The 15464-nt window shown below is 75.2% G+C and carries 14 protein-coding genes; 4 read left to right on the forward strand and 10 right to left on the reverse strand.

What is annotated here, in order from left to right:
• A partial coding sequence (locus GL263_RS08620) for a DNA polymerase Y family protein (protein ID WP_228456278.1) occupies window positions 1–2179 on the forward strand: 2179 nt, incomplete at its 5' end.
• Window positions 2172–5393 carry an error-prone DNA polymerase gene (locus GL263_RS08625; RefSeq protein ID WP_182855003.1) on the forward strand — a complete coding sequence of 1074 codons (3222 nt, stop codon included), beginning with the start codon at window positions 2172–2174 and terminating at the stop codon, window positions 5391–5393. The genes GL263_RS08620 and GL263_RS08625, both read left to right, overlap by 8 nt.
• Before the next feature lie 40 nt (window positions 5394–5433).
• Here GL263_RS08625 and GL263_RS08630 read toward each other — a convergent pair whose 3' ends face one another.
• Window positions 5434–6336 (reverse strand): LysR family transcriptional regulator, encoded by a 903-nt coding sequence (locus GL263_RS08630; protein ID WP_228456280.1) that lies wholly within the window; start codon window positions 6334–6336, stop codon window positions 5434–5436.
• Between the two features lie 69 nt (window positions 6337–6405).
• On the opposite strand from GL263_RS08630, the gene GL263_RS08635 reads away from it, so the two are divergent.
• Window positions 6406–7365 carry an EamA family transporter gene (locus GL263_RS08635; protein ID WP_438947933.1) on the forward strand — a complete coding sequence of 320 codons (960 nt, stop codon included), beginning with the start codon at window positions 6406–6408 and terminating at the stop codon, window positions 7363–7365.
• Between the two features lie 85 nt (window positions 7366–7450).
• Here the strand turns inward: GL263_RS08635 and GL263_RS08640 are convergent, their stop codons facing one another.
• The 3 genes from GL263_RS08640 to GL263_RS08650 form a co-directional block, all read right to left on the reverse strand.
• On the reverse strand, window positions 7451–8074 hold the full coding sequence (locus GL263_RS08640) for a DUF305 domain-containing protein (protein ID WP_182855005.1): 624 nt from the start codon (window positions 8072–8074) through the stop codon (window positions 7451–7453).
• A gap of 110 nt (window positions 8075–8184) precedes the next feature.
• Window positions 8185–8730 carry a DUF6153 family protein gene (locus GL263_RS08645; protein ID WP_182855006.1) on the reverse strand — a complete coding sequence of 182 codons (546 nt, stop codon included), beginning with the start codon at window positions 8728–8730 and terminating at the stop codon, window positions 8185–8187.
• Window positions 8727–9203: a cupin domain-containing protein gene (locus tag GL263_RS08650; protein ID WP_182855007.1), complete on the reverse strand. Its 477-nt coding sequence runs from the start codon at window positions 9201–9203 to the stop codon at window positions 8727–8729. The genes GL263_RS08645 and GL263_RS08650 overlap by 4 nt, the downstream gene beginning before the upstream one ends.
• A gap of 68 nt (window positions 9204–9271) precedes the next feature.
• On the opposite strand from GL263_RS08650, the gene GL263_RS08655 reads away from it, so the two are divergent.
• Window positions 9272–9796: a GNAT family N-acetyltransferase gene (locus GL263_RS08655; RefSeq protein ID WP_182855008.1), complete on the forward strand. Its 525-nt coding sequence runs from the start codon at window positions 9272–9274 to the stop codon at window positions 9794–9796.
• Here the strand turns inward: GL263_RS08655 and GL263_RS08660 are convergent.
• The 6 genes from GL263_RS08660 to GL263_RS08685 all read right to left on the reverse strand — a co-directional run bounded on the left by GL263_RS08660 (window position 9783) and on the right by GL263_RS08685 (window position 15425).
• Window positions 9783–10241 (reverse strand): GNAT family N-acetyltransferase, encoded by a 459-nt coding sequence (locus GL263_RS08660; protein ID WP_182855009.1) that lies wholly within the window; start codon window positions 10239–10241, stop codon window positions 9783–9785. The genes GL263_RS08655 and GL263_RS08660 overlap by 14 nt on opposite strands.
• A gap of 113 nt (window positions 10242–10354) precedes the next feature.
• On the reverse strand, window positions 10355–11155 hold the full coding sequence (locus GL263_RS08665; RefSeq protein ID WP_182855010.1) for a hypothetical protein: 801 nt from the start codon (window positions 11153–11155) through the stop codon (window positions 10355–10357).
• Window positions 11156–11297: 142 nt separating this feature from the next.
• The gene (locus GL263_RS08670; RefSeq protein WP_182855011.1) at window positions 11298–12098 is read right to left on the reverse strand and encodes a VOC family protein; all 801 of its coding nucleotides are present in this window, start codon (window positions 12096–12098) and stop codon (window positions 11298–11300) included.
• 84 nt (window positions 12099–12182) lie between these two features.
• Complete coding sequence (locus GL263_RS08675) at window positions 12183–12908, reverse strand: GntR family transcriptional regulator (protein WP_182855012.1); 726 nt, start codon at window positions 12906–12908, stop codon at window positions 12183–12185.
• A gap of 133 nt (window positions 12909–13041) precedes the next feature.
• Window positions 13042–14427 (reverse strand): aldehyde dehydrogenase family protein, encoded by a 1386-nt coding sequence (locus GL263_RS08680; RefSeq protein WP_182855013.1) that lies wholly within the window; start codon window positions 14425–14427, stop codon window positions 13042–13044.
• Window positions 14424–15425: a proline racemase family protein gene (locus GL263_RS08685; protein WP_182855014.1), complete on the reverse strand. Its 1002-nt coding sequence runs from the start codon at window positions 15423–15425 to the stop codon at window positions 14424–14426. The genes GL263_RS08680 and GL263_RS08685 overlap by 4 nt, the downstream gene beginning before the upstream one ends.
• Window positions 15426–15464: the final 39 nt, after the last annotated feature.

Raw genomic sequence — 15464 nt, forward strand, 5'->3', positions numbered from 1 at the left:
GGACCCGGCGGCGGCCACCGCTGCGCGCGGTGAGGTGAGCACCATGCGCCGGGTACTGGTCGTGTGGTGTCCGGACTGGCCGGTGACCGCCCTCTCCGAGAGGGACGCCGAGCGGGCCGAGCCGGCGGACACCCCTGTCGCGGTGGTGTCCGCCGGGCGCGTCGTGGCGTGCTCGCCGGCCGCCCGGGCGGCCGGCGTACGCCGCCGGATGCGGCCGCGCGAGGCCCAGAGCCGCTGCCCCGCACTCCGCCTGCGCGAACGCGACCCCGCCGCGGAGGCCCGCGCCTTCGAACCGGTCGCCGTCCGCATCGAGGAACACGTCACCCCCCGCCTGGAGATCATCCGCCCCGGGCTGCTGGCCTTCCCCGCGCGCGGCGCCGCCCGCTACTGGGGAGGGGAGACGGCGCTGGCCGAGCGCACGGTGAGGGTCGTCGCGGAAGCCGGGTTCGAGGCGCGTACGGGCATCGCGGACACCCTGTTCGCGGCGGCGCTCGCCGCCCGGCGCGCCAACCCCGAGGAGCGCCTGATCCCGCCGGGGCTGACCTCCGCGTTCCTCGCCCGCTACCCGGTGGGTGTGCTCGGCAGCCCCGAACTCGGCCGGTTGCTGGGCAGGCTGGGAATCAGCACGCTCGGCGACTTCGCCGCGCTCCCGGCGGACCGGGTGCTCAGCCGCTTCGGCCCGGCAGGAGCCGCCGCCCACCGCACGGCACGCGGCCTGGAGTCCCGTGCCCCGCACTCCCGTACTCCCGGCGGCGACCGGGCGGCGACGGCCGAGTTCGACCCGCCCGAGGGGCGGCTGGAGCCCGTGGTCTTCCGCGCCAAGGCACTCGCCGACGAACTGCACGCCTCGCTGCGCGCCTCCGGCGTCGTCTGCGCCCGGGTGGAGGTCGGCGTCGAGCTTGAGGACGGCCGCCGGCTGACCCGGACCTGGCGCCACGAGGGCCTGTCGGCGCAGGCCGTCGCGGAACGCGTCCGCTGGCAACTCGCCGCGTGGCGGGCTCCCCGCCCGCAGCCCACCGCGAGGCCGGGGGAGCCCGGCAACACGCGGCCGGTCAAGCCCGGCAACACCGCCGACACGGTGGAGAGCACCGGCGCGGGCTCCGGTCCGCGCACCGCCCCCGCCGAGAAACGGCCTGCGCGGCTTGCCGACGGCTACAGCACGGGGGCGGCAAACAGCCGACCGGGCATCGCCGACGACGTCTCCGACACCGGCCCGGACCGGCGTGACACTGACGCCGTTCCTGACGGGGCACCACCCACGCACGGTGTCGAGGGCGGCAACTCCGAAGCCTCGGAAGGCGGTTCCGGTTCCGGCGGCGCCGACGGCCACCGGACCGGCCGGGAGGTCGTTGGCCTCTCAGGGCCGGGTGGGCGCCCGGTCGCCGCCTCCTCCGTCAACGCCTCCGGCGGCCGGACGGGGCTCGGCGGACGCCCCGGGCGGGGCATCGGGCGCTCCTCCGACGGCACGGAGTCCTCGGGCCCGCGCGGCCACGCCGGGGCGGCCGACTCCGTCGGCCCGGCCCGGCCGGCCGGTGGGGTAGACGGGCCCGGAAGCGCCCGCGCGGGTGTCGGCGCGCGCGGGCGCCCTGTGGGCGGCCCGGGCGCCGGCGGTGTGGTGCGGTTGACGTTGGTGCCGGAGGGGTTGCGGGTCGACGAGGGTCGGCAGGGGGAGCTGTTCGGCTCGCGTTCCGCGACGTTGGAGGAGGTCGAGCGGGCCGCCGCCCGCCTGCAGGCGATGCTCGGCCACGGGGCCGTCACCCGGGTGGAGCTCGGTGCCGGGCGGTCTCCCGGGGAGCGGGTCGTCCGGGTGCCGTTCGGTGACGTGTCCGAGGGGGGTCGTTCCGCCGACGGCCCCTGGCCGGGTCGGCTGCCCGCGCCGCATCCGGCGGTGGTGTATCCGGCGCCGCGCCCGGCCCGGTTGCTGGACTCGGCGGGGGTGGCGGTGGAGGTGTCGGGCCGGGCGGTGCTGTCCGCGCCACCGGCGGCGCTCGGCCCGGCGGGCGGTGGCGGGCTGGTGCCGGTCACCGGTTGGGCCGGTCCCTGGCCGGTGCTCGAGCAGTGGTGGGATCCGAGCCGGTCCCAGCGGGTCGCCCGGCTTCAGGTGACCACGGGTGACGGCCGGGCGTGGCTGCTGAGGGTCGCCGGCGGCGTCTGGTGTGTGGAGGCTTGTTATGGCTGAGGGGTCGGAGGGGCCCCGTCCCGGCGCACCGGCCGGCGTCGAGCGGCGGCCGGTGTTGCGGGCGGTGCGCGGCACACCCGAGCACGCGGACGAACTCGCCGTGCCATGGGCGGAGTTGCACACGCACTCCGGTTTCTCCTTCCTCCAGGGCGCCTGCGATCCGGCGGAACTGGTCGAGGAGGCCGCGCGGTTGGGTGTGGGCGTGCTGGGGCTGACCGACCGGGACGGGCTGTACGGCGCACGGCGGCTCGAACGTGCCGCGCGCCGCGTCGGCATCCGGACCGCGTTCGGGGCCGAACTCTCCCTCGAGTCGAACGGGTTGGGTCGGGTCGTGGTGCTCGCCAGGTCGACGGAGGGGTTCCGGCGGCTGTCGGCGGAGTTGAGCGCGGCGCAGTTGGCGGGTGCCAAGGGAGCGCCCCGCTACGACCTGGAGGCGCTGGCGTCTGCGGCCCGGCACGACGGCTGGGCGGTGCTGACCGGCTGCCCGCAGCCGGGCCCCGCGGAGGCGGCGGAGGCAGGGGGTGACGATCCCGCCGACGTCGACGCGGTCGTGCGGCGGATCTGGCGGTTGGCGGACGTCTTCGGGCGTCAGCACGTGCACGCCGAGCTGATCGACCACCGCCTGCCGGAGGACTCGGCGCGCAACCACACGCTTTTTGCGGCGGCCCGCCGCACCGGTGTGCGGGTGGTGGCGTCCGGCGCGGTGCACTACGCGGCGCCCCGGCAGGCGCGGCTGTCCCAGGCGCTCGCGGCGTTGCGCCGCCGGGAGGACCTGGAACGCGCGGCCGGGTACCTGCACCCGGCGCCGACCGCCCATCTGCGGTCGGGGGCGGAGATGGCCGCCTGGCTGGAGCGCTTCCCCGGCGTCCGGGAGGCCACTCTCGCGCTCGGCGAGGAGTGCGCGCTGGACCTGTCGGGGCTGCGGCCCCGACTGCCCGGTTTCCCGGTGCCCGACGGGCACACCGAGGACTCCTGGCTGCGTCGGCTGGTGCACACCACCGCTGTCGGGCGCTACGGGCCGCCGCCCGGGGACAACTCCCCGGCCCGTGAGGCGTGGCGGCAGTTGGAGCACGAGCTGGGGATCATCGGGCAGCTCGGGATGGCCGGTTACTTCCTCATCGTGCACGACATCGTGGAGTTCGCCCGCCGCGCCGACATCTGGTGCCAGGGGCGGGGCTCCGCGGCGTCCTCGCTGGTGTGCCACGTCCTGGGAGTGACGGCCGTGGACCCGCTGCGGCACGGGCTGCTGTTCGAGCGGTTCCTGTCCGTCGAGCGCAGCGAGGCGCCGGACATCGACATCGACTTCGAGCACCGCCGCCGCGAGGAGGTCATCTCCTACGTGTACGAGCGGTACGGGCGGGAGCACGCCGCCCAGGTGGCCAACGTCATCACCTACCGCCCCCGGCTGGCCGTGCGGGACGCCGCGCGTGCGCTGGGCTATCCGCCGGAGCGGGTGGACGAGTTGAGCAGACGCGTGCACCACCACCGGCCGTCGGGCGCGGGCCGGGAGCTGCCGCCGGACGTCGCCGAACTCGCCGGGCAGCTGGAGGGCCTGCCGCGCCATCTGGGCATCCACTCGGCCGGCATGGTGCTCACCCGCCAGCCGGTCGGGGAGTTCATGCCGGTGGAGTGGGCGACGGCTGAGGGCCGCAGCGTGCTCCAGGGGGACAAGGACGACGTGGAGGCCGCCGGCCTGGTCAAGATCGACCTGCTGGGGCTCGGCATGCTGTCCGCGCTGCACGACGCCTGTGATCTCGTCGCCACCCACCAGGGCGTGCGGCACGACCTCGGGTCGATCCCGCCGGACGACCCGGAGGTGTACCGGATGATCGCCCGGGCCGACACGGTCGGGGTGTTCCAGGTGGAGTCGCGGGCGCAGATGTCCACGCTGCCCCGGCTGGCCCCGGAGACGTTCGAGGACCTGGTGGTGGCGGTGTCGCTGATCCGGCCCGGTCCCATCCAGGGCGGCAGCGTGCACCCGTACATGCGGCGCCGGGCCGGCCGGGAGGAGGTCGACTACCCGCACCCGTTGGCCGAGCGGGCGCTGAGGCGCTCCCTCGGGGTGCCGCTGTGGCAGGAGCAGATGATGGAACTCGCCGTCGACTGCGCGGGGTTCACCCCCGGCGAGGCCGACGAGCTGCGGAAGGCGCTGAGTTCGAAGCGTTCGGTGGAGCGGGTCGGCGAGCTGCGCGGGCGGCTGATGCGCGGCATGGCCCGCAACGGGATCGGGCGGGAGACCGCCGAGCGGATCTACCACATGGTCGAGGGCTTCAGCGGCTACGGCTTCCCGCAGAGCCACGCCCAGTCGATGGCCCATCTGGTGTACGCCAGCGCCTGGTTGCGGCTCCACCACCCGGCGGCGTTCACCGCCGCGCTGCTGCGGAACCAGCCCATGGGCTTCTACTCGCCACTCTCGCTGATCGGGGACGCCCGGCGGCGCGGGATCGAGGTGCGCGGCGTCGACGTCCTGCGCTCGGACGTCCGCGACACCCTGGAGCCACGGGAGGCCGGGGAACCGGCGATCCGGCTCGGGCTGTGGCATGTGAAGGGCCTCGGGGAGGCGGCGGCGGCGCGCGTCGTCGCCGGCCGCCCCTACGCCGACCTGGCGGACCTCGCCCGCCGCGTCCGGCTGCCCGCCGCCGTCATGGAGACCCTGGCCACCGCCGGCGCCTTCACCGGGCTGGGCGTCGGCCGGCGGGAGGCGCTGTGGGCGGCGGGCCCGCTCTCGCAGGCGGGCGAGGACACCCTGCCGGGCACCACCCCGGTCCCCGAGGCGCCCGCGCTGCCGCCGATGAACGTCGTGGAGGAGACCTTCGGTGATCTGTGGGCCACGGGGTCCACCACCGGCCGCCACCCGGTGGAGCATCTGCGCGGACTGCTGCGGGGGCACGCCGCCGTGCCGGTGGCCGAGGTCTTCGCGCTGGCGGACCGGGCGACGGTGGTGGTGGGCGGGCTGGTCACCCACCGCCAGCGTCCGCCGACCGCGGGCGGGGTGGTCTTCCTGACGCTGGAGGACGAGAGCGGGATGGCCAACATCGTCATCCGCCCCGACGTGTGGGAGCGGTACGCCCGGGCGGTCCTGGACCATCCGGCGGTGCTGGTGCACGGCAGGGTGGAGCGGGCCGACGGGGCGACCAGCGTCCTGGCGCTCCGCGTCACCGCGCTGCCCTCCCTCGTCCCGGCGCCACCGCCGAGGCGAGGACGCGGCGGATAGCGCGGCGGGCGGCACTCCCGGACCCGGCGGGACGGCGGCGTCAACTTCCCTGGTCGGCGGACGAGTTGATGACGTCCCTGATCAGGGCGGCGAGTGCGGTGACCGCCGGGTGGGTGGGCGGATCGGGCCAGACGAGCAGCAGTGGCAGCCCCGGCGCGTCGGCCAGCGGCCGGTACACCACGCCCGGGTACGGATGCATCCTGGCCGTGGACTCGACCGACACGCCCACCGCCCGGCCGGCCGCGATGGCGGCCAGCCAGTCGTCCGTGTTGGCGACGGAGAGCGTGGCGACCGGCCGGGCGTGCGGCGGCCACAGTTCCGGCCTGGTCGAGCCGGAGCCGGTGTTCACGGCCACCGGGTGGGTGGCGAGGTCCGCCAGCGTCACGCTCTCCCGCGCGGCCAGCGGGCTGTCGGCGGGCACGGCGGCGGTCCGTGGCTCGGTCCTCAGCAGTTCGACGTGGAAGCCCTTCCCCGGCACGGGGGCGTCACCCTGCATGCCGCTGCCGGTGCCGCCTCGCAGCAGCGCGGCGTCCACCCGCCCCTGGGCGAGTCCCGCCGTGCGCTCCTCGATCCGCCGCAGTTCCAGCGGGATGTCGGGATGGTCGCGCTGCCAGGCGCGCAGCAGCGGTGTGGTGTGGTCGCCGAGCGCGGACCAGGCGTGCCCGAGCCGCAGCGGCCAGTCGCCGAGCGTCGCGGGGTCGAGGGCCGCCTCGACGGCGGCGACGGCGGCCCGCGCCCGGGGAAGCAGGGCCTGTCCCGCCGGGGTCAGTTCCAGGTGGTGTGTCGAGCGGTCGACCAGCAGGACTCCCAGATGCGCCTCAAGCTGCCGCAGGGTGCGGGAGAGCGCGGGCTGGCCGACGTGCAGCCGCCGCGCGGCGCGCGTCACCCCGCCCTCCTCGGCGATGGCGAGGAAGCAGCGGAGGTGACGCAGCTCTACGGTCATGCCTGGCAAGCATAACCGCAGCGGGACAGGCATTTCCCAGCCGGCGGAAAGGCTCGTACCGTCGTTCCTGTGAGTGACTCCCGGCTGACCGAGACCGCCGCCCCTCCCCCGCCCGCGTCCGCCACGGCCGCCGGCGGGGGCCGCGTGACCGGCGACGGGCCGGGCCCCGGGCGCTGGCGGCACGGCGCGGGGCCGCTGCTGCCGGTCGCGCTGGTGGTCGGCGGGATGTTCTCCATGCAGTTCGGGGCCGCCGTGGCGGCGCTGCTCTTCCCGCAGGCCGGTGCGGCCGGCATGGTCTCGCTGCGCCTGGCGCTGTCCGCGCTGCTGCTGCTCGCCCTGTGCCGTCCCACCCTGCGCGGCTACCGACGGGCCGACTGGGCGGTCATCGCCGGCTTCGGCCTCGCCCTCGGCCTGATGAACATGCTGTTCTACCAGTCCATCGCCCGGATCCCGCTCGGCGCGGCGGTGACGCTCGAGGTGCTCGGGCCGCTCACGCTGTCCGTGCTCGCCGCCCGGCGGCGGATCAGCTGGCTGTGGGCGGGCCTCGCGCTCGCCGGGGTGGCCCTGCTCGGCCGGGGTGGCTTCGACGGGCTCAACCTGGCCGGTGTCGGCTTCGCGCTCGCCGCCGGTGCCCTGTGGGCGGCGTACATACTGCTCTCCGCCCGCACCGGGAGCCGCTTCCCACGGGTCGACGGGCTGGCGCTCGCGATGTCGGTCGGCGCCGTGGTCAGTCTGCCGTTCGGGGTGGCGGAGGCGGGCGCCACGCTGGTCGAACCCCGGATCCTGGCGTTGGGCGCGGCGGTCGCCGTGCTGTCCTCGGTGCTTCCCTACTCGCTTGAGCTGCTGGCGCTGCGGCGGTTGCCGGCGGCGGCCTTCGCGATCCTGATGAGTCTGGCTCCGGCGATCGCGGCCGTGGCCGGGCTGGTGGTGCTGGACCAGCGGATGGGCGTGCTGGAGGCGTTGGCGATCGCCCTGGTGGTGGCCGCCAGCGCCGGGGCGGTGGCCACCGGGCGGCGCGGGCGGGGCTGACCCGCCCGCGCCGTACGGCGGGCCGGCCGGCCCGGGCGCCCCTCGGGGGAAGGGGCCCGGACCGGCCGGTCGCGGGAAGCCGTCGTCAGCGGTCGAGGAGTTCGCGCATCCGCGTGATCTCCTCGCTCTGCGACCGCTCGATCTCCTCGGCCATGTCCTTCGCGGGCTGGTAGGCGCCCTCGTCCTGCTCGGTCTTCGCCATCTCGACGGCGCCCTCGTGGTGCTTGATCATCAGCTCCAGGAAGGCCGTGTCGAAGGCCCGGCCCGAGGACTTCTCCAGCTTGCCCATCTCCTCGGAGCTCATCATTCCGGGCATGTCGTGCCCGGCGTGTCCGCCGGCGTCGTCCGGCCGGGGCACCGGCTCGCCCCAGGACCGCAGCCAGCCGCTCATCTTCCTGATCTCCGGTTCCTGCGCGTCCTCGATCTCCTTGACGAGCTTCCTGACCTCGGCCGAACCGGCCCGGTCGGCCGCCAGCTCGGCCATTTCCAGCGCCTGCCGGTGGTGCGGGATCATGCCCTGCGCGAAGGCCACGTCCGCGCTGTTGTGCTTGCCCGGGGACGCCGGCGCCGACGGCGAACCGTTGCCGTGGCCGCCGGAGTGGCCGGGGCTGTCCGAGCCGTTGTCGCCGCAGGCCGTGAGGGCGGCCAGCGCGGTGAGGACGGTGACGGCGCCGGCGACCCGCCGGACCAGGGGACGGTGTGAGTGCATCGTGTTGTCCAACTCCTGTGAGGCCACGCACCGCGCGGGTGCGTGGCTGCGCAAAAAAGGGGGGCTTGGAACGGGCGGCGCGTCGCGGGACGGGCCGGCCGTGGGGCCGCCTATATGCGAAGGAGTTGGAGTTCGGCGAGGGAGGGCGGCGCACGGCTCGCGGAAGCCGCCGGGGCCACCCGGCCGAAGGCCGGGGCCACGTCCGTCGCGGTGTCCGTCCCGGTGGCCGGCGCGGACAGCGCGGGTGCCGCGGAGACGGCACCGGCCGCGCAGGTCCCGTCGGCGTGCCGGGGGTGGCCGCCGCCGGTGCCGTGGGAGCACGCCTGGTCGGCGCGGGTGCTGGCCCCGGCCCGCTCACCGGGACCCGGCGCGTGCGGGTCGGCGGTGACGCCGTGGGTGAGGCCGGCAGTGGCGGCCTGGGTGATGCGCTGGGTGCCGACGTGCCGCGTCGCCTCGGCGGGCGGTTCAGCGGGCGGTGCGGGCGCGGTGTGCGGGAGCGCCGCGTCCGCCGTCCCGTGGTGGCCGGAGCCGGTGCCGTCGAGGCCGCCGCTCGGGCTCAGGCCGTGCATGCCCAGGAGTCCGACCAGCACGGCCATGACCACCGACGCCAGGCCGAGACCGCCAAGGCGGCTGCGGAGCTGGCGGGTGCTGGTCACGCGCCCATGTTACGGGCCGGCGCGGCCGGGCCCGCGGCGACCCTCGTGTCCTCCCCCTCCGGTTCCTCGGGCACGCGGTAGCCGGGTACCGAAGGCCAGCGCACGGTGAGCACGACGGACTCCTCCTCGGCGAACCAGGAGTGGTCGACCCCCTTGCCCCACACCACGTAGTCGCCCTGTTCCTTCAGCAGGACGCTGCGGCCCGGCAGTTCCACCCGGAAGCGGCCGCTGACGAGCACCAGCAGCGCGGTGCGGCTCTCGCCCGTGACCCACTCGGCGCGCTCGTCGCCGGGCGGGTGCACACCCCACTTGATCTCCACGTCCTCGCTGTGCCGGGGGTCGTCCGTGTCCTTGAAGTGGCCCAGCAGCCAGCCCCGGTCGAGGGCGGCGTCGTGCCCGGCGTTGCCGACGTACACGCCGTCCGCCCGGCTCTCCTCGCCGGCGGCGGGGGTGTCACACAACCTGTCCTCCATGTCCCGCGACGCTAGCAGCGGGGTAATCCCGTTGCCCGTTCGGCCCCCGCCGGTGTTCGCTTCCGGTCATGCCCACGCCCACGTTGCGCACCGACCGCCTGCTCCTCACGCCCTACCGCGAGACCGACGAGGACGTCTTCGTCGCGCTCTTCCAGGACAAGCGGGTGGCGCGCTGGATGGGCGACGGCGTCGTCCCGTCCGAGGACGCCGACCGGGCGCTGTTCCGGCGGGTCTTCAGCAAGGTGTACGCGGGCGACCTGTTCGACGTGTGGGCGGTGCGCGCGCAGGGCGAGTTGGTGGGCCACGCCGAGATCAAGCACACCGAGGAGGCCGGCGGGCACGAGATCGTCTACGCGCTCGCGCCGACGCGCTGGGGCCGCGGGCTGGGGCGGGAGATCGCCACCGCCGTCCTCGGCCACGGCTTCGGCACACTCGGCCTGGAGCAGGTGCACGCCACGGTCGACGCGCGGAACGAGGCGTCGCTGCGGCTCCTGGACGGGCTCGGCTTCCGACGGCTGCGGGACATCGCGGAGCCGCACGGCGGCACCACGCGGCATCTGGTGCTCAGCCGCCCCCCGGTCACAGCTCCTTGACGAAGTAGACGTCGGCGTGGCCGCCGGGCAGGCCCTCGATCCGGCCGGTCTCGCGGTAACCGAGGCCGGCGTAGAAGGGCGGCGCCTGGAAGGTGAAGGAGGAGACGATCATCTGCTCGCAGCCGCGGGCGCGGGCCTCCTCCTCGGCGGCCGCGATCAGTCTGGCGCCGACGCCCCGACCGCGGGCGTCCTCGCGCACCCACAGCATCTCGATGCCGCCGCAGCGGCCCCAGTTCCAGCCGCTCAGGCCGCCCAGCAGTTCGCCGTCGGTGTCGGTGATCCGGACGGTCAGCTCGGTGACCGGGATACCGGTCGCCTTGGTGTTGAAGGCGGTCAGCTCGGCGTCGAGCCGCTTGTCCAGCTCCTCGTCGCCGTCGCCGACGCTCAGCGTGCCGATGCCGGGAGTCGGGGCCTTGGTGTCGGGGGTGTCGGGGGTGTGGGTCACGGTCGGAGTATCGCAACGCGGCGCGGGGTGTTCCACGCGTTTTCCGCCGACCTTCCCGCGGGTGTTTCCGCTGGTGGCAGCCGTCGGCCTCCCCGCCGGTCGCGGCAGGCGGGTCACTCGGCGGTCAGCTTCTCCGTCTGGGTGCGGACGACCGCTTCGGGGATGACCGCCTTCCCCGGCTCCAGCAGGTTCATCGAGTAGTAGACGGCGACCGTGGAGTCCACTCGCAGCACGTTGAAGAGGACCGGGAGCTTCTGCCCGTCGGCGTCGCCCACCAGCTGGTAGGCGAGCGCGTCGTCCGCGCCTCCGGTCTCCGGTCGCGGCAGCTCCTTGACCTCCGTGTAGGCGGCCAGTCCCTCCTTCGCCGTGGTCTCGAAGCCGTCCGCGCAGCGCTCGATGGCCCGCCGCAGGTCCCGGAACAGCGCCTCGGCGCCCCGCTTGTCGTAGGCGGCGAGCGTGCCGAAGAGGATGAGCCCGCTGGGGTCGTGCGCGTCGGCGGTCGGGTGGATGGTGCGGTACACCCGGGCCGACGGACGCGGCTCCGGCTCCCCGGCCATGAGCCCGACCAGCGGCTGGCACTCCGCCTGCTCGGCCTTCTCCTTCCCCATGCCGTCCAGCTCCTGCTCGGAGGGGATGCGCACCCGGAAGCCGGGCAGGTCGCCCTGGGCGAGGGCGTAGCGGGCCAGCTGGTCGTCGGTCAGTTCACCCCGGGCCGGCTCCTTCGGCCACTCCGTGGCCTCGGGGGCGACCGTGCCGTCCTCGGTCGGCTGCCGCGGGGACGCGGCCGGCGGCTCCGGCTCGGGCGAGCCGCCGCAGCCCGTGGCGGTGAGGGCGGTGAACGCCGTGACCGCCCCCAGCAGGGCGGCCGTGACGGCACGGCGGACCGCGGCGCGGCGGGCTGGGCGGGTTGTCATCTCGCGGACTCCGGACGGCTGGCGGTGGTGGCGGGGGGCGGCAGGCCCCCGCGCGGCCAGTGTGGCACGAGGCCCCCGCCCCGTGGCGCCGTCCGGCGGTCCGAGCACCGGTCCGGCTCGGGGCCGACCGGCACGTCCGCCCTCAGCTCTGGAGGGACGGCTGCAGGAGGACGAAGTCCGCGCCGAACGGGTCGGAGCAGACGGCGAGCCGGCCCACGCCCTCGGCGTCCTCCGGGCCCATCTGCACGCTGCCGCCGTGCTCGGTGACCCGGCTGACGGCCGCGTCGCAGTCGTCCGTCGCGAACACCGGGTGCCAGTACGGCCGGCCTCCGGTCAGCGGCAGCGCGTCCGCCGGCATCTCCATCAGCCCGCCCTGCATGCGCTCCTCGCTCAGCCCGTCGGGGGTGATGAGCGAGTAGACGCCGCCTCCGGCGGGAAGCGGCATGTCCTGTGTCTGCCAGCCGAACAGGTTCCCGTAGAACTCCTTCGCACCGTCCGCGTCCGTGGTGTACAGCTCGGTCCAGCACAGGGAGTTGGGCTGGTCCGTGACCTCTATGCCCTTGGTGCGGCCGGGCTGCCAGACGGCGAACTGGCCGCCGAGCGGGTCGCTGAGCTGCGCCAGCCAGCCCTCGCCGTCGGCGTCCATGGGGGCCGCGCGGACCGTGCCGCCCATCCGCTCGGCCTCGGCGACCGTGGCCTGCACGTCGTCCGTGCGGTAGTAGATGATCCACGCCGACCGGGCGCCTTCCTCGGTGAGCCGGCCCAGCCCGCCGACGACCTTGCCGTCGCTGCGGAACACCCCGTACTGCTGCTCGTCGTCCTCCCCCGACGGCTGGAGTTCCCAGCCGAAGACCGCCCGGTAGAAGTCGGCGGCGGCACCCGTGTCCGGTACTCCGAGATCCAGCCAGCAGGGGGAGCCCTTGACAAAATCAGTGGTGATCATGGGAGAAGTCCCTTCGCCGATCCCTGACGCTCCCAGGATGGCACCGGCCACTGACACTCGCCCCCGACAGCGCGTCCGCGCAGGTCAGCGCCGACGTACGGGCTCCGCGAGGGCCCGGGCGGGGGCGTCGCCCGCGGCCTCGGCCCTGCCCTCGCGGGCCCACAGCGAGCGGACGTGGCCGAGGTGGCGGGCCATGCACTCCTCGGCGCCCTCGGCGTCGCCCGCCAGCATCAGGTCGAGCAGTTCCAGGTGCTCCTGGGCGGAGGGCAGCAGTTCGCCGGCCTCGTCCAGCGCGGTCAGCCCGTAGAGCCGGGAGCGCTTGCGCAGATCGCCGACGGTCTCGACGAGGCGTGCGTTCCCGGCGAGCCCGAGCAGGCCGAGGTGGAAGCGCCGGTCGGCCTCCAGGTAGCCGATGAGGTCGTGCTCCCGCGCCGCGCGCACGATCTCCTCGGCCACCGGCCGCAGCGCCTCCAGGTCGGCCCGCGCCGCCTCCCGGGTCACCCGGCCCACGGTCGGGACCTCGATCAGGGCGCGGATCTCCGTGTACTGGTCGAGGTCCCGCTCGTTTATCTCGGTGACCCGGAACCCCTTGTTCCGCACCGGTTCGACCAGGCCCTCCCTGGCCAGGTCGAGCATGGCCTCCCGCACCGGGGTGGCGGAGATGCCGAAGTCCTCGGCGAGGCCGGGGGCGGAGTACACCTGGCCGGGGCGCAGTTCGCCGGAGATGAGGGCGGCCCGCAGGGCGTGGGCCACCTGGTCGCGCAGCCGTTCCCGGGCGGTGATCAGGTTCGGCTGGCTCAGGTGCCCCATGGTTGTTCCCTTTCGTGCCGCTGGAGAACCCAGATTAGCCCAGCGTGCAATGTCACGTTGTCCCGCGTTGCGAGGATTGCGTCGGGACGGGCGGGGGTCGGGCACGGACGACGCCGACGTGCCCGCCGGGCGGTCAGGGTTGCAGGGTGTAGGTGCGGCTCGAGGTGTAGAACTCCAGGGCCGCGCGGCCCTGTTCCCTCGGGCCCTGACCGGACGCCTTCGTCCCGCCGAACGGGAGGTGGAAGTCGACGCCGGTGGTCGGGGCGTTGATCCGGATCATCCCGGTGTCGAGCCGGTCGAGACCGTGCAGGGCCGCGCCCAGGTCCGCCGTGTGCACCGAGGTGACCAGGCCGTACCGCACGGAGTTGGCGATCCGCACCGCGTCCGCGAGGTCGTCGGCCGGGAGCAGCGCCGCGACGGGACCGAACACCTCCTCGGTCAGCAGCTCGTGGCCGGGCGGCACGTCGTGCGCGAGCAGCGGCGGCGCGAACCAGCCGCCGCCCGTCGGAACCGGCCCGCCGGAGACGGTCGGCAGCCCGCGGGCGGCGTCCCGCAGCCGGTCCCGGGCGCGTGCGGAGATGAGCGGCCCGCACACGGTCGCCGGGTCGGCGGGATCGCCGACCCGCAGGTCGCGCAGCGCCTCGGTCAGCGCCTCCCGCAGCGGCTCGAGCGCCGACCCGACCGCGATCACCCGCCCGGTGGCCGTGCACTTCTGCCCCGCGTAGCCGCCGATGGCGGCGGCGATGTGGCCGGCGGCGGCGCCGATGTCGGCGTCCGGCAGCACCACGGCGGCGTTCAGCCCGCCGGCCTCCGCCTGGACGGGCAGCCCGCGCGCCGTCGCCGTGGCGACAACCGCCGTGGCGACGGCGGAGGAGCCGGTGAAGGAGACCACGTCGGCCGCCGACACCAGGGCGGTGCCCTCGGCCGCGCCGCCCGGCACGACCGTCAGCACCCCGTCGGGCAGGGACCTGGCGGCGAGTTCGGCCAGCCGCAGCGCGCACGCGGTGGCCTCGGGCGCCGGCTTCAGCACGACCGTGTTGCCCGCCGCCAGCGCCGGCGCCGCCTTCCAACCGGGAATGGCGAACGGGAAGTTCCACGGCGTGACCAGACCGGCCACGCCGTACGGGCGCCGCCTGGTCATCAACAGGCCCGTTCCCGCCGCCGGTTCGTGCACGGCGCCGACCGCGTCGTAGCTCAACTGCGCGTAGTAGCGCCAGATCATCACCGTCCGGGCGACCTCGGCACGCGCCTCGGACAGCGGCTTGCCGACCTCCCGCACGGCCAGCGCGGCGAGTTCGTCGGCGGCGGACTCGACCGCCTCGGCGACACGGGTCAGCGCGGCCGCCCGGGCGGCGGCCCCGCCGGCGAGCCAGCCGGGCTGGGCCCCCCGGGCCCGGGCCACGGCGGCCCGTACCGCCGCCTCACCGGGCGGGGTCAGCTCCACCACCACGTCGGTGGGGGTCGTCGGGTTGCGGGAGACGAGGCGGCCCTCGGGAGTGGTCGCAGCGGGAGTGGTCACAGCAGGAAGCCTCCGGGGAACGGGTCGGTCGGGTCGAGGAAGAACTGCGCGGTGCCGGTCAGCCACGCCCGGCCGGTGATCGTCGGCACCACCGCCGGCAGCCCGCCGACCTCGGTGGTGGCGACCAGGCGGCCGGTGAACTCGGAGCCGATGAACGACTCGTTGACGAAGTCCCGGCCCAGCGGCAGCAGTCCGCGCGCGTGCAGCTGTGCCATCCGGGCGGAGGTGCCGGTGCCGCAGGGCGAGCGGTCGAACCAGCCCGGGTGGATGGCCATGGCGTGCCGGGAACGGGTCGCGTCGGAACCCGGCGCGGCGAGGTAGACGTGCTTGAGCGTGGCGATGTCGGGGCGTTCGGGATGCGCGGGCGGGTCGGTGCTGTTGATCGCGGCCATCACCGACAGGCCGGCCGCCAGCAGTTCGTCCTTGCGGGATCGGTCGAACGGCAGCCCGAGCTGGTCGAGCTCGACGATCGCGTAGAAGTTGCCGCCGTAGGCGAGGTCGTAGGTGACCGTGCCGAAGCCGGGCACGGCGACCTTGCGGTCGAGCCCCGCGCAGAACGCCGGCACGTTGGTGAGCGTGACGGACCGGGCGGCGCCGTCCTCGACCCGGACGTCGGCGGTGACCAGGCCCGCCGGGGTGTCGAGCCGGACGGTGGTGACGGGCTCGGTCACCGGCACCATGCCGGTCTCCACCAGCACGGTCGCCACCCCGATCGTGCCGTGACCGCACATCGGAAGCAGCCCGGACACCTCGACGAAGACCACGCCGTAGTCCGCCTCCTCGCTCACCGGGGGTTGCAGGACGGCGCCGCTCATGGCGGCGTGGCCGCGCGGCTCGTACATCAGCAGGGTGCGCAGGTGGTCGAGGTGCTCGGCGAAGTACAGCCGCCGCTCGGCCATGGTGGCGCCGGGGACGGTGCCGATGCCGCCGGTGACCACCCTGGTCGGCATGCCCTCGGTGTGCGAGTCGACGGTGTGGAAGACATAGCGGCTGCGCATGGGTGGCCCCTCGGTCTGGTCGGCGTCGGGTGGTGGGGG

It is taken from the genome of Streptomyces durbertensis (assembly GCF_014156695.1).
Lineage (GTDB): Bacteria > Actinomycetota > Actinomycetes > Streptomycetales > Streptomycetaceae > Streptomyces > Streptomyces durbertensis.